The organism is Pseudomonas sp. OE 28.3, from assembly GCF_014268205.2.
GTDB classification, from domain to species: domain Bacteria; phylum Pseudomonadota; class Gammaproteobacteria; order Pseudomonadales; family Pseudomonadaceae; genus Aquipseudomonas; species Aquipseudomonas edaphica.
In genome coordinates this window covers 156,584-170,231 of sequence record NZ_CP077082.1, presented here as the reverse complement: position 1 = coordinate 170,231, position 13,648 = coordinate 156,584, and the positions used below count along the sequence as shown (strand labels likewise).

Annotated in this window: 16 protein-coding genes; 7 read left to right on the top strand and 9 right to left on the bottom strand. The window is 60.4% G+C overall.

The genetic code is table 11. From position 1 onward, the window contains the following. Positions 1-93 precede the first annotated feature (93 nt). From HU759_RS00750 to cfaB, 4 genes are all read left to right on the top strand, one after another. Positions 94-348 (top strand): membrane protein, encoded by a 255-nt coding sequence (locus tag HU759_RS00750; protein ID WP_017135097.1) that lies wholly within the window; start codon positions 94-96, stop codon positions 346-348. 66 nt (positions 349-414) lie between these two features. After that, positions 415-1,260, top strand: a complete 846-nt coding sequence (locus HU759_RS00745; protein ID WP_017135096.1) for a DUF692 domain-containing protein — start codon at positions 415-417, stop codon at positions 1,258-1,260. Continuing rightward, the gene (locus HU759_RS00740) at positions 1,251-2,039 is read left to right on the top strand and encodes a DNA-binding domain-containing protein (RefSeq protein WP_099550217.1); all 789 of its coding nucleotides are present in this window, start codon (positions 1,251-1,253) and stop codon (positions 2,037-2,039) included. The genes HU759_RS00745 and HU759_RS00740 overlap by 10 nt, the downstream gene beginning before the upstream one ends. An 87-nt stretch (positions 2,040-2,126) precedes the next feature. Beyond that, on the top strand, positions 2,127-3,311 hold the full coding sequence (gene cfaB / locus HU759_RS00735) for a C17 cyclopropane fatty acid synthase CfaB (RefSeq protein ID WP_017135094.1): 1,185 nt from the start codon (positions 2,127-2,129) through the stop codon (positions 3,309-3,311). Between the two features lie 131 nt (positions 3,312-3,442). On the opposite strand, the gene cls is transcribed toward cfaB, so the two are convergent. Beyond that, a complete protein-coding gene (gene cls, locus HU759_RS00730) occupies positions 3,443-4,882 on the bottom strand; it encodes a cardiolipin synthase (RefSeq protein ID WP_186617222.1) in 1,440 nt (479 codons plus the stop codon). Between the two features lie 130 nt (positions 4,883-5,012). Here cls and HU759_RS00725 point away from each other — a divergent pair, with 130 nt between their 5' ends. Then, positions 5,013-5,534 carry a DUF3617 domain-containing protein gene (locus HU759_RS00725; protein WP_017135754.1) on the top strand — a complete coding sequence of 174 codons (522 nt, stop codon included), beginning with the start codon at positions 5,013-5,015 and terminating at the stop codon, positions 5,532-5,534. 231 nt (positions 5,535-5,765) lie between these two features. Here the strand turns inward: HU759_RS00725 and HU759_RS00720 are convergent, their stop codons facing one another. The 7 genes from HU759_RS00720 to folE2 are packed head-to-tail and all read right to left on the bottom strand — an operon-like array spanning position 5,766 to position 11,391. Next, positions 5,766-7,103 (bottom strand): dihydroorotase, encoded by a 1,338-nt coding sequence (locus HU759_RS00720; protein ID WP_186617224.1) that lies wholly within the window; start codon positions 7,101-7,103, stop codon positions 5,766-5,768. Positions 7,104-7,106: 3 nt separating this feature from the next. Beyond that, positions 7,107-7,667 (bottom strand): DapH/DapD/GlmU-related protein, encoded by a 561-nt coding sequence (locus HU759_RS00715; RefSeq protein WP_017135756.1) that lies wholly within the window; start codon positions 7,665-7,667, stop codon positions 7,107-7,109. Beyond that, complete coding sequence (gene hisI / locus HU759_RS00710) at positions 7,664-8,077, bottom strand: phosphoribosyl-AMP cyclohydrolase (protein WP_186617227.1); 414 nt, start codon at positions 8,075-8,077, stop codon at positions 7,664-7,666. The genes HU759_RS00715 and hisI overlap by 4 nt, the downstream gene beginning before the upstream one ends. After that, positions 8,074-8,952 (bottom strand): metal ABC transporter substrate-binding protein, encoded by an 879-nt coding sequence (locus tag HU759_RS00705; RefSeq protein WP_017135758.1) that lies wholly within the window; start codon positions 8,950-8,952, stop codon positions 8,074-8,076. The genes hisI and HU759_RS00705 overlap by 4 nt, the downstream gene beginning before the upstream one ends. An 11-nt stretch (positions 8,953-8,963) precedes the next feature. Beyond that, positions 8,964-9,830: a metal ABC transporter permease gene (locus tag HU759_RS00700; RefSeq protein ID WP_186617229.1), complete on the bottom strand. Its 867-nt coding sequence runs from the start codon at positions 9,828-9,830 to the stop codon at positions 8,964-8,966. Next, complete coding sequence (locus tag HU759_RS00695; RefSeq protein WP_186617230.1) at positions 9,830-10,498, bottom strand: ATP-binding cassette domain-containing protein; 669 nt, start codon at positions 10,496-10,498, stop codon at positions 9,830-9,832. The genes HU759_RS00700 and HU759_RS00695 overlap by 1 nt, the downstream gene beginning before the upstream one ends. Next, positions 10,495-11,391 carry a GTP cyclohydrolase FolE2 gene (gene folE2, locus HU759_RS00690; RefSeq protein ID WP_186617232.1) on the bottom strand — a complete coding sequence of 299 codons (897 nt, stop codon included), beginning with the start codon at positions 11,389-11,391 and terminating at the stop codon, positions 10,495-10,497. The genes HU759_RS00695 and folE2 overlap by 4 nt, the downstream gene beginning before the upstream one ends. A gap of 128 nt (positions 11,392-11,519) precedes the next feature. Here folE2 and HU759_RS00685 point away from each other — a divergent pair, with 128 nt between their 5' ends. Then, entirely contained in the window at positions 11,520-12,731 is a 1,212-nt protein-coding gene (locus HU759_RS00685) for an N-acetylmuramoyl-L-alanine amidase (protein WP_099550222.1), read from the top strand. Here HU759_RS00685 and HU759_RS00680 read toward each other — a convergent pair. Beyond that, on the bottom strand, positions 12,728-13,096 hold the full coding sequence (locus HU759_RS00680; protein WP_138450732.1) for a glutamine synthetase: 369 nt from the start codon (positions 13,094-13,096) through the stop codon (positions 12,728-12,730). The two genes, HU759_RS00685 and HU759_RS00680, sit on opposite strands and share 4 nt — an antisense overlap. 126 nt (positions 13,097-13,222) lie before the next feature. On the opposite strand from HU759_RS00680, the gene dksA reads away from it, so the two are divergent. Next, the gene (gene dksA / locus HU759_RS00675) at positions 13,223-13,627 is read left to right on the top strand and encodes an RNA polymerase-binding protein DksA (protein WP_169987863.1); all 405 of its coding nucleotides are present in this window, start codon (positions 13,223-13,225) and stop codon (positions 13,625-13,627) included. Positions 13,628-13,648: the final 21 nt, after the last annotated feature.

The window sequence follows — 13,648 nt, the reverse complement described above, 5'->3', positions numbered from 1 at the left end:
TGTAACGCCAGTGATGGACCTCACTCTAGTGGTATGTCGAGACTGAACAATCCGTTCAGACCGATTCCACTACCGATCATGAGGAATACAAAAATGAACTTTAAATCCGCTGCTGCTGGTGCCGCCCTCGCAATGGCCGCCGCTACCATGTTTGCTGGTGTTGTCACTCAGGCTCAAGCCGCTGACACCGCTGTGCACTGCTACGGCATCAACGCTTGCAAAGGCCAGAACGATTGCAAAACCAAGGACCACGCTTGCAAAGGTCAAGGTTCGTGCAAAGGTCAGGGCTTCAAGGCTATGGCCAGTGCAGACGCTTGCACCAAGGCTGGTGGCAAAGTCGGCGAATAACCGGCAACGGGTGCAACCGCAGCGGACGCCCCCCGCCGCTGCGGGCACTTTGCCCAGGAGTGTGTGATGTCCGCTTCCCTTACAAGTCTGGGTTACGGCCTGGGTTTACGCAGTGAGTACTACCAGCAGATCCTTGAACAGTCGCCGGCCGTGGATTGGTTCGAAGTGATCTCCGAGAATTATCTGGTCCAGGGTGGTAAAGCCTTGTACTACCTGGACGCGATAGCCGAGCGTTATCCCCTGGTGATGCACGGTGTGTCCCTGTCCATCGGTGGGCCGCATGCCCTCGATAGCGATTACCTGAAACAAATCAAACAACTTGCCGAGCGCATTCAGCCCGCGTGGATCTCCGATCACCTGTGCTGGAGCCGCGGCAGTGCCCATCAGTTGCACGATTTGCTGCCGCTGCCTTACACCGAAGAAAGCCTTTACCACGTGGCTGCCCGCGTGCGCCAAGTGCAGGATGTGTTGCAGCGCCCATTGGTACTGGAAAACGTCTCCAGCTATGTGCGCTCCAAGGCCGATGAATTTACCGAGTGGGAATTCCTCAATGCCCTGGCCCATCTGACCGGGTGCCAGCTGCTGCTGGACGTGAACAACGTGTATGTCAGCTCGCGCAACCACGGGTTTGATGCCTGGACCTTTATCCGTAGTTTGCCGCCCGAGAGTATCCGCCAGCTGCATTTGGCCGGGCATATGGACTACGGCGACTATGTGGTCGATACCCATGACCATCCAGTGTGCGACCCGGTTTGGGCGCTTTATCAGCAGACGCTTGAGCATCTGGGGCCGGTGTCGACCTTGCTGGAACGCGATGACCATTTCCCACCGTTCGAAGAACTGCTCACCGAGTTGAGCAAGGCCCGTGAACTGGGCGCGACCGCCTTGGCCCGGAGGTCGTTATGCGCTTGACCGATTGGCAGTTGGCTTTTGAGCAGCACTTGTTATCTGAAGACTCAGCCGCCAACAGTGGCTTCGCCGCGACCTTGCTGGGTGGGCCGACCCTGGATGTGGACACGGGCCTGGCGATTTATCACAACGCCTACCTGTCGCGCTTGCAGGAAGTACTGCGCCATGACTTCGGTGCCATTTGGTATTGGCTCGGCGATGATGAGTTCGCATTACTGACAGAAGCCTATTTGCGCCGATATCCCTCCGCCCATTACAGCCTGCGTTGGCTGGGGGAGCGGTTCCCGGCGTTTATCGTTGAGCACCTGGTGGCTGAGCAGAGCGCGCCGCTGGCTGAGCTGGCGCGGTTGGAATGGGCGTTTACCCTGGCGTTTGATGCCCCGCAGGGTGAGCCGCTGGCCCTTGCTGATATGGCGCAATTGGCGCCTGAAGACTGGCCTGGGTTGCAGGTGAACCTGGCACCTTCGGTGCAGCAGATGCTGTGTCACTTCAATACCGTGGCAATCTGGCGGGCGAGCAAGGATGAGTCGGACTTTCCCGACAGCCACGCGTTGGAGCTGGCGCAGATTTGCCTGGTATGGCGCCACCAGAACGTATGCCATTACCGCAGCCTGGAGCCAGCGGAAGCCAGTGCCTTGGCGGGAATGGTGACCACCGGCTGGAATTTTTCAGAACTGTGCGAAGCGCTGGTAGTCACTTATGCAGAGGGTGCGCCACTGCAGGCGGTGACATGGCTGAAACAGTGGATTCAGGACGGTTTGCTCGAGCGCCGAGCCCCATAGAAGAAGGCTATTAAATCGATAGCCTCCTACTTTGTCTTCTGATGGTCTACCCTCATTCCAGACGTCTGAAACAAGGGGGGACTACTCATGCTCGCGCAACTTCCACCGGCCTTACAGAATCTTCAGCTACCGCTGCGTCTTCGACTCTGGGACGGCCATGAATTCAACTTGGGCCCCGAGCCCAGTGTGACCATCGTGGTGAAGGACCCCACGGTCGTGTCCAAGCTGACTCATCCAACGCTCGATGCTTTGGGCGAAGCCTTCGTCGAGGGCAAGTTGGAACTGGAAGGCTCCATCTCCGAGGTTATCCGGGTATGTGACGAGTTGAGTCACGCCCTGATCGACGACGACGAGGGGAGTCATCCGGTGCGCTCGATCCACGACAAGGCTACAGACGCAGCGGCTATTTCCTACCATTACGACCTGTCCAACGAGTTCTACCAGCTATGGCTGGACCAGGACATGGCGTATTCCTGCGGGTATTTCGAAACCGGCAGCGAATCCATCGACCAGGCCCAACAAGATAAATTTCGCCATCTGTGCCGCAAGTTGCGGCTGCAGCCGGGTGAGTATTTGCTCGATGTAGGCTGTGGCTGGGGCGGCCTGGCGCGGTTTGCGGCGCGCGAGTTCGGAGTAAAAGTGTTTGGCATTACCTTGAGCAAGGAGCAACTGGCGCTGGCTCGGGAACGGGTTAAGGCTGAAGGGCTGGAAGATCAGGTGGACCTGCAACTGCTCGACTATCGCGACCTGCCGCAAGACGGCCGCTTCGACAAAGTAGTGAGCGTGGGCATGTTCGAGCACGTCGGCCACGCCAACCTGGCGGAGTATTGCAAGACGCTGTTTGGCGCGGTACGCGAAGGCGGCCTGGTGATGAACCACGGCATCACCGCCAAGCACACCGACGGTCGACCTGTGGGGCGTGGCGCCGGGGAGTTTATCGAGCGTTACGTATTCCCCAACGGCGAGCTGCCGCACCTGGCGATGATGACTGCCGAAATCAGCGAAGTCGGGCTGGAGGTGGTCGACGTCGAAAGCCTGCGCCTGCACTACGCGCGCACCCTGGACCACTGGAGCGAGCGCCTGGAAGACAACCTCGAAGCGGCGGCGAAGATGGTGCCGGAGCAGGCATTGCGGATCTGGCGGCTGTACCTGGCCGGTTGCGCGTATGCGTTTGCGCGGGGCTGGATCAATTTGCATCAGATATTGGCGGTGAAGCCTCACGCCGATGGCAGCCATGAACTGCCGTGGACGCGGGAAGATATTTACCGCTGATTCAGACGCACTGAAGATCTAAAACTGTGGGAGCTGGCTTGCCTGCGATGGCGGTGTATCAGGACTGGTTAGTTGCCTGACACACCGCCATCGCAGGCAAGCCAGCTCCCACAGTTGTATGGTGTTGTTGCTTAGAGGATGGGTGAAATAAGCCGCGCCACGCGCATGCCCAGCTGTTGCAGGCGCCGAGTCTCGCGGCTTTCTTCCTGGCTGACTTCATGGGCAAGGGCGAAGTCGTCCAGCAGCATCTGCTCCACTTCGCTGGCAAACGCCTCGTCCACCGTCAGCAACATCACTTCAAAATTCAGCCGGAACGAACGGTTGTCCATGTTCGCACTGCCGATGGCGCTGATTTCGCGGTCCACCAACACGACTTTTTGATGCAGAAAGCCTGGCTTGTAGCGGAACACCCGCACGCCAGCGCGTACCGCTTCGATCGCATAAAGGCTGGACGCGGCGTAGACGATGCGATGGTCGGGGCGCGACGGCAGTAACAGGCGCACGTCGACTCCGCGCAGCACGGCCAGGCGCAAGGCCGAGAACACGGCTTCATCGGGGATGAAATACGGGCTGGTGATCCACACGCGCTCGGTGGCCGCATGAATGGCTTCGACAAAAAACAGCGAACACGTTTCATACGGATCAGCCGGGCCGCTGGCGAGTAATTGGCAGAGCACGCCGTCTTCGGGGTAAGTGTCCGGCAAAATCAGCGGTGGCAATTCGCGCGCCGCCCAGAACCAGTCTTCGGCAAACGACTCCTGCAGGCACGCCACCACTGGGCCGGTGACCTGCACATGGGTGTCGCGCCACGGTGCCAGCGGCGGCTTTTTGCCCAGGTATTCATCGCCGACGTTGTGCCCGCCGACAAAGCCGGTAATGCCGTCCACCACCACGATTTTGCGATGGTTGCGAAAGTTGACCTGGAAACGGTTGAGCCAGCCGCTGCGGGTGGCGAACGCCTTGACCTTTACCCCGGCGTCGCGCAGCGATTGCACATAACGGTGGGGCAGGGCGTGGCTGCCGATGCGGTCGTAGAGCACGTGAATGTCTACACCTTCGGCAGCTTTTTCCTTCAGCAGTGCATGCAGCTGTCTGCCAAGCTCGTCGTCATGAATGATGAAAAACTGGAACAGCACCGCAGTTTTGGCATTGCGAATGGCGTCGAAAATCGCGCTGAAAGTGGCCTCACCATTGATCAGCAAACGCACTTCATTATTGGCCAGGCACGGCATGCGTCCCAGTTTGGGCATGGCGCGCAAGGAACCGTAGGCGCTGGAGTTGCGCGCGGCCAGGGCTTCATCGACCCAGGGGCGCCAGTTCAGCTCGGTGATGGCGGTGTGCATTTCCTGGTTGGCCTGCCGACGTGCCTGGATGTACGCGTCGAAGGTGCTGCGGCCGAAGATCAGGTATGGGATCAGCGTCAGGTAAGGCATGAACATCAGCGACAAGGCCCAGGCGATCGAGCCTTGGGCGGTCCTGACCGTCAGTACCGCGTGGATCGCGGCCAGCGTCCCGAGAAAGTGCAGCGTGGCAATGAAGTAGGCGAGCAGGTGCGGGCCAAAAAAATCCATGAACGACATCACTCCAGGCAATCGAGTGCCTAACAGACCATGTTCCACGGCGAATGTCGCTATTTTATTTGCCGTGCAACACTGGCGGCTTTGCGGCGTCTAACGCCCACAATTACCCAGGAGTTACCCGATGAATGCTCGTCTGCTTGGTTTGGCCATGGTTGTTGGATTGACGCTGCCCGTGGCGGCTCAGGCGCAGATGCTGGCGCCGGGTTTGTGGGAATTGACCACCAGCAATATGAAAGTCGATAACCAGGACTTGCCGGACCTGTCGCTGATTCTTGGTCAGCTCAAGCAACAGATGACCCCTGAGCAGCGTGCGATGCTGGAAAAACAGGGCATCACCATGGCCGGTAAAGGCGTGCAGGTATGCCTGACGCCTGCCCAGGTCGCCTCGGATTCGATCCCGCTGACCGACCCGCAATCGGGCTGCAAACAGGAAGTGACCGACAAGACCGGCAACCAATGGAAATTCCGTTTCAGTTGCCCGAAAGCCCAGGGCACTGGCGTTGCAACCTTCCAGAGCCAGCAGGAATTCACTACCAAGGTAAACGGTACTTTCAATGCCACCGGCGTCCAGCAGAAGGGCAGTCTGGACACCCACGCCCAGTGGCTGGGCAACGATTGCGGTACGGTAAAACCCCGCGCTTAAGCTGTGGGAGTTGGCTTGATCGCAGCACAGGTGCACAACTATTGAAGGTTGCCACCTTCTCTGTGGCGAGGGAGCTTGCTCCCGCTGGGCCGCGAAGAGGCCCCTGCTCTTTGCTTTAAAAGCATGGGACTGCTGCGCAGTCCAACGGGAGCAAGCTCCCTCGCCACAGGTTACTTTTTACCCTTCAGCCTTCTTGACTGAATGGCATTAAGGCAAGCCCGCTGGCGTCGGTTAGCGCAGAAAATGCAGGGGCAATCCCTGGCAGCTGTCGACCACCTGGCCGTTGTGCCACGCCAGGTGGCCGGACACCAGCGTGGTGCTCACGCTGTGGCGAAAGCTGCGTTCGGCGAAGGGTGTCCAGCCACAGCGGGCGAGGATCGGCTGGCTGCTCACCGGTTTGCCTTCGGGCTCGGGTTTGATCAGCACCAGGTCGGCCCAATAGCCTTCACGCAAGTAACCACGGTCCGGGATGGCGAATAAATCGGCCACCCGGTGACTGGTTTTTGCCACCAGCGTGGCCAGAGGCAAATGCCCGTCGATGACCAATTCCAATAACGCCGGCAACGCGTGCTGCACCAGCGGCAACCCGGACGGCGCTTCACGATAGCCCAACTGTTTTTGCGCCCAGGTATGCGGCGCATGGTCAGTGCCAATCACATCCAGACGATCACTCAACAAGGCCAGGCGCAACGCGTCGCGGTCGGCGCGGGTCTTGATCGCCGGGTTGCATTTAATTTGGTGGCCGAGGCGATGGTAGTCGCGGTCATCGAACAGCAGGTGGTGCAGGCAGACTTCGGCAGTGATGCGCTTTTCGGCCAAGGGTTTGTCTTCGAACAATGCCAGTTCGCGGGCACTGGTCAGGTGCAGCACATGCAGGCGCGTGCCATGGCGCTTGGCCAATTCCACGGCAAGGGACGACGAGCGATAACAGGCTTCGGCATCGCGGATCAGCGGGTGGGCGACCGCAGGGATGTGCTCGCCGAAACGCTCGCGCAGGCGTTGCTCATGGGCCAGGATGCTCGGTGTGTGTTCGCAGTGGGCGAGCAGGATGGTCGGCACTTGCGCAAACAGCCGCTCCAGAATCCGTGGGTCGTCCACCAGCATATTGCCGGTGGAGGCGCCCATGAACACTTTGACCCCGGCCACTGCACGCGGGTCGAGGGCGGCGACGACGTCGAGGTTGTCGTTGCTCACGCCAAAGTGAAAGCCGTAGTTGGCGACCGAATGCAGCGCAGCGCGACGCTTTTTATCGGCCAGTGCTTCCAGATTCAGCGTGGCCGGGTTGGTGTTGGGCATATCCATGAAGCTGGTGATGCCACCGGCCACTGCCGCGCGGGATTCGCTGTAGAAACTGCCTTTGTCCGGCGCGCCAGGTTCGCGAAAGTGTACCTGGTCGTCGATCATGCCCGGCAGCAGCCATTGGCCTTGGGCGTCGATTTCCACTGGCTCGTTGTAGCCTTCAAGGCTGCCGGCAATCTTCTCGATGCGGCCATTGGCGACCAGCACATCGGCGTCGAATTCCTGGCCTTCATTGACCAGGCGGGCATTGCGGATCAGCAGGCGGCTCATGGTTCAGAACTCGTTTTGCAGGGCTTTGTAACCACGTACCAGGTCGACGTTGGTACGCGCGACGTCTTCGGAAAACTCCGAGGCGCTGACGCTCACCGGCGGGAATTGCGACAAGTCGGTATTGGGGCCGATGCGGGTGGTGGAGGGCACGTAGAAGGCGGCGGGCAAGTCGCGCCCATCGACCACCGAGTTGTGGCGCACCACACAGCCATCGCCGACGGCGCAGTTGAACAGCACGCTGTTGAAGCCGATGAAAACGCGGTCGCCCACGGTGCACGGGCCGTGGACGATGGAGCGATGCGCGATAGACGTAAACTCGCCAATCGTCACCGCCGCGCCGGACTTGGAGTGGATCACCACGCCGTCCTGGATATTGGAATTGGCGCCGATGGTGATCGGGTCCATGTCGCCGGTGGCGTCGACTTCGTCGGCGCGGATCACGGCGTAGGGGCCGACGAACACGTTCTCGCCGATGATGACCTTGCCGCAGATGATCGCGGTCTTGTCGACGTAGGCCGACTCGGCAATCACCGGCAGGTCGCCGGAGGGGTTTTTGCGGATCATGCAACAGGCTCCGTAATAATGTGAACGTGGTCGCCCACAATGGCGTTGTAGAAACAGGTCGGCCGCCCGGTGTGGCAGGCCGGGCCTTGCTGGTCGACGATCAGCAGCACGGCGTCGCCATCACAATCCAGGCGCGCCTCAATCAACTGTTGCCAGTGGCCGGAGCTTTCGCCTTTGCGCCACAGTTGCTGGCGCGAGCGCGACCAGTAGCAGACGTGCCCGCTGGCCAGGGTTTCGGTGAGCGCCTGGCGATTCATCCAGGCCAGCATCAGCACATCGCCGCTGCCGTCTTGCTGGGCGATGGCGGCAATCAGGCCATCGCTGTTCCACGGCAGGGCGTCGAGCACCGGTTCGAGTGGAAAGCGGCTGCCCAAGGCAGCCTCTTCCAGGTCGAGCATGCTCAGGGTCATGGCTTGCTCAGGGCGGCGCACAAGGTGTTGAGGTTGTACTCGAACAGCCCGGTGAACGTGCTGGCCGGGCCTTCGGCGGCGAGGGCGTCGGAGTACAGCGTGCCGCCGATTTGCGCGCCGCTTTCGTCAGCGATCTGCTTGAGCAGGCGCGAGTCCTTGATGTTTTCCATGAATACGGCTTTGACCTTGTCCTTGCGGATCTGGGTGATCAGCGCAGCGACTTCGGCAGCCGACGGCTCACGCTCAGTCGACAAGCCTTGTGGTGCCAGGAACTGAATGCCATAAGCCTGGCCAAGGTAACCGAAGGCGTCATGGGAGGTGACGATGCGACGGTTGCCGGCGGGCAGCGCGCCGAACTTGGTCTTGGCTTCGGCCAGCAAGCGGTAGATCTGTTTCAGGTAGGCCTGGCTGTTGCTCAGGTAGTCAGCCTTGTTGGCCGGGTCGGCTGCCACCAGTGCCTTGGTGATGTTGTTCACATAGATTTCGGCGTTGGCCAGGTTGTGCCAGGCGTGCGGGTCCGGAATGGTTTCGCCGTCTTCTTCCATGGTGTGGGAAATCACGCCTTTGCTGGCGGTGACCACAGTAGCTTTGGTTTCGGTGCTGGTGACCAGGCGGTCCAGCCAGGGTTCGAAGCCCAGGCCGTTCTTGATGATGACCTTGGCCTTGAGCAAGGCTTTGGCATCGTCCGGCGTCGGCTCATAGGTGTGGGCGTCGGAGTCGGGGCCGACCATGTTGCTGATCTGGATGTGATCGCCACCGATCTGGTGAGTGATGTCATCGAGAATGCTGAAGCTGGTGACTACTTGGAGTTTGTCGGCGGCCTGGGCCATCGACAAGGGCAGCAGAAGACTGAACAGCACGAGTAAAGCGCGCATCGGGAAACACCTCATTGGGATGTAAGAGAGGGCGGGCGGCGCAGCAAGCCGTGCACCGGGCCGAAAACCACGGACAGCAGATACCCGCCGCCAGCCACCAGCACGATGGCCGGGCCGCTGGGCAGTGAGTAGTAGAACGACAGCAGCAAACCAAACCACACCGACAGGCATCCCAGCACCGCCGATACCGCAATCAACACCGGCAGGCGCCGGCTCCAGAAGCGTGAAGCAATCGCCGGCAACATCATCAAACCCACCACCATCAATGCGCCGATGGCCTGGAAGCCGATCACCAGGTTCAGCACCACCAGGGTCAGGAATAACCCGTGGGCGAGTGGGCCGAGGCGGCTGACGGTTTGCAGGAACAGCGGGTCAAGGGTGTCCAGCAGCAGCGGTTTGTAGATCAGCCCCATGGCGATCAGGCTGAAACCCGAGACCCAGAGCATGCCGGTGAGGGTGGTTTCATCCACCGCCAGGGCGGAGCCGAACAGCAGGTGCAAGAGGTCCAGGCGCTTGCCGGCGATGCCCAGGATCAGCACGCCGGCGGCGAGCGAGATGGGGTAGATGGCGGCGAGGCTGGCATCTTCACGCAGGCCGGTGCGGCGGGTGATCCACGCCGACAATCCGGCCATGCTCAGCCCAGCGCCGAGGCCACCGATGGTCAGCGCCGGCAGGCTGATGCCGGCGAACCAGAAGCCCAGTGCGGCACCGGGCAGGATGCCGTGGGCGACGGCGTCACCGATCAGGCTCATGCGCCGCAGAATCAAAAACACACCCAGCGGCGCGGTGCTGCAGGCAAGCACCAGCCCTCCAATCAGGGCACGGCGCATGAAAACGAAATCTTGAAAGGGCATCCACAGGTGGGCGGCGAAGTGCATCAGGCCACCTGCATGTGAGGTTGCGGGCGGATCAGTTCTTTACTGGGGCCAAATACGCAGCCAGAGCTTTTGATTTGCACTACTTGCTGAGTGTGGTGGCGCACGGAGGCAAGGTCATGACAAACGATCACCACCGTGCGGCCTTCATCGTGCCAGGCGTGCACATGGTTCCAGCACAGCGCCTGGCCTTCTTCGTCGAGGGCGGCGTGGGGCTCGTCGAGCAGCAATACTGGCGCTTCAGCCAGGCTCATGCGCGCCAGCAGTGCACGTTGCAGTTCGCCGCCAGACAACGCCATCAACGGTCGATGTTCCAGGCCGGTGAGGCACCAGTCTTCCAGCACTGCGTGCAGACGCTGGCTGCGTTGTTCCGGGGGGAGTTTGGTGCCCCAGAATCCGGCGGCGACCAACTCTTGCAGGCTGATCGGAAACTGCCGGTCCAGGTGTTGTTGCTGTGGCAGGAACGACAAGCCGCCACGACGTGGAACATCCACGCTGACGTTGCCCGCCAACGGCTTTTGCAGCCCAGCGATGACTTTGAGCAGGCTGCTCTTGCCCGTGCCGTTGGCGCCAATGATGCCGGTGAGGCTGCCTTTTTCCAGGCGCAGATCCAGCGCAGGGGTGAGTGGTTGCCCGGGGGCGCCCCAGCGCAAAGCGTTGCAGGTGATCATGCAGAGTCTCTCGTCCAGCGGCTTTCAGCCACGGCATCGTGCGCGTGCAGGCTTTCGGCGTGGATCACTTTCAGGTGGAAGGATTTGACAGCATCCGAGCGTTTCAAGGCGAGGTTCAGGCGGCGGGCGGCGTCTTCGCAGAACATCAGGTTCTGCCCATTGGCCAAGGCGAAGGCTTGTTCGTCCGCCCGTTTTACAGCGGTTTGCACGGCGGTGCCGAGGGCGGCTTCGACGGTGTCGATCAGGTCTGTGAGCGGCAGCGTGTTCTGGCTGGCGTCCAGTTGGATCGACAGTTGGGCGCTGCTGCGCTGGCTGTGAGGCGTGGCCACGATGCCGTTGGCGCTGCCGAGCCAGGTCAATACGTCTTCGTGCTGCACCGGTTTGTTGGCGAAGTCCTGAAGAAATTGCTGCTGAATCAACTGCCTGGCGAGCGCAGCTGAGCAAGGGCAGGTTGAGGAATAAGTAACGTCAATTTTTAGTTCCACGTGGAACATCTGGTTTTCCAGACGCGCTTCGATGCACACCGGGTAGCCTTTCCAACCGGCCAGCGGGCTGACCAGCGCCGGGCGTTTGAGTAACAAATCCGTGTGAATGCGCAAGTAGGCGTTCTTAGATAATCCTTCATGACTCTCGAGAAAGCGCTGCAGTACATTACGCAGAAGTGCAGGTGTAAGAAGCTGCTGGTCGAGCATTTCCAAGGCCAGGTACAGGCGCGACATATGAATGCCACGGGCCTCGCCATCGTCCAGGCTTACGCCCGCATCGGCGGTGGCAGTCAGGCGTTGGCCGTCGATGAGGATTGGCAGGGCGATGCCGCACATGCCCACCCAGTCGAGTGGCAAGGCTTGCCGTGAAGCCTGCGCGGCGATATCCGGCAGAGTCAGCGCATTCATGAGCAGGTCCATCGTTGGCAATAAAAAGACATGTTATATTATAACGATTAAGTCGACGATGATTTTTCTGCTCCAGTCTTTCTTCAGTCATGTCGAGCAGGGACGCTCCTTTATTTGCGGTGTTTTTCATGCACAGACGTCAGCTTCTCAATCTGCTGCTGGTCAGCCCTCTGTTCACCTTTCCATTGGGGGCGTTCGCCACACAGATTCGTAATGCGCGCTTGTGGCGCTCCGACGACAAACTGCGGCTGGTGTTCGACCTCAGCGGCCCGGTGCAATACAAGACCTTCTCACTGACGTCGCCGGAGCGCGTGATCATCGACCTGAGCGGCGCCGGGCTCAGTGGTGATTTTTCGCAGTTGGCGCTGAAGGACAGTGGGATTACTTCGATTCGTTCGGGGCATTTCGGCAAGAGCGATACGCGCATCGTGCTGGACCTGGCCTCGCCGATGCAGCTCAACAGCTTTTTATTGCCGCCACAGGATGGTCAAGGCCATCGCCTGGTACTCGACCTGACCAACGCCACCCACGCGCCGCGCCAGATTGCTGCGCAGCCGGCGCCGCTGGTGGCTCCAGTAGATAAAGCGCACCCCAAGCGCGACATCATCGTGGTGGTCGACCCTGGCCACGGCGGCAAAGACCCTGGCGCCATCGGCTCCAAGGGCCAGCGCGAAAAGGATGTGGTGCTGTCCATCGCCCAACTGCTGGCCAAACGCTTGAAGCGCGAGAAGGGCTTTGACGTGAAGCTGGTGCGCAACGACGACTTCTTCGTGCCGCTGCGCAAGCGCGTGGACATCGCCCGTCAGCACAAGGCCGATATGTTTATCTCGGTGCATGCCGACGCCGCGCCGCGCCTCACCGCCTCCGGGGCTTCGGTGTATGCGTTGTCGGAAGGCGGTGCCACCTCCGCCACCGCGCGCTTCATGGCGCAGCGCGAAAACGGCGCCGACCTGTTGGGCGCCACGACATTGCTCAACCTCAAGGACAAGGATCCGATGCTCGCCGGGGTAATTCTCGATATGTCGATGAACGCCACCATCGCCTCCAGCCTGCAACTGGGCAGCTCGGTGTTGGGCAGCCTGCAAAGCATCACCACGTTGCACCAGAAGCGCGTGGAGCAAGCCGGGTTTGCGGTGCTCAAATCACCTGACGTGCCGTCGATCCTGGTGGAAACCGGGTTTATCTCCAACACTCGGGACGCCCAGCGGCTGGTGACGGCGCGTCATCAACAAGCCGTGGCGGATGGCCTGTTCGACGGCCTGAAAAAATACTTCGAGAAGAACCCGCCGATGAACAGCTACATGGCTTGGGTTCAGGAACAGAAGAGCGGCCAGGTCTAACAGCCGGCTATACGGCTGCACGTGAACTTGGCGCTGGCGCCACCCGAACTGGAAAACCGGTTGATGGTGGTCCAGCCCACGCGGCGCGTGTAGCCGACCCACGCCTCACCATCGGACGCCAACCCGGTAAAGAACGTCAGCTGCCCATAGCGGCTACTGGTTTGTGCCCAATAGCGTTTGCCGATCACCTCAAAACCGCGCAAATACGTAGTGCTGCCAACCGTCGCCACGCTGTAGGCATTGCCCAGCGGGTCTACGCAGGCCAGCAAATTAGCGCTGCGCGTGCAGCTCGCCAACGGGCTCGGCGTTTGCGCGCAGGCAGATCCTGCCACGCCCAATAACAGGGCATACACCAGATATTTCATAGTGCCTCTCGGGCAAGAAAGTGTTCCAGCATTGCGCCCTTCGTCGTGGCGAGCAAGCCGGGATTGGCTTATTTGTGTTGTTATACTATAACATTAAAAAACAGCCTGACCCGTGAACCGCTTCCCATGACTGAACAAGAGCTCCTGGCCCAACTGCCCGCCGATTACATGAATGACGCTCAGCAAGGCTTCTTCCGAGCGCTGCTGCTGACGCAGCGCTACGAACTGCAGGCGCGTATCGAGGCTGAATTCCTGGTGCTGCGCGAGCAGGAAACCAACAGCGACCTGGCCGATATCGGCAGCGCCGAAGAGCAGCGCCAGTGGCAGCTGCGCCTGCTGGAGCGTGAAAAAAAGCTCTTGGACAAGATCGACGATGCCCTCGAACTGCTGGCCCGCGGCGAATACGGCTGGTGTCGCGAAACCGGCGAGCCCATCGGCCTGCAACGCCTGCTGCTGCGCCCCACTGCCACCCTGTCTATCGAAGCCAAAGAACGTGAAGAGCTGCGCGAACGCCATAAACGGGCGATTTGACCGGCCAACCCTGATGAGGAT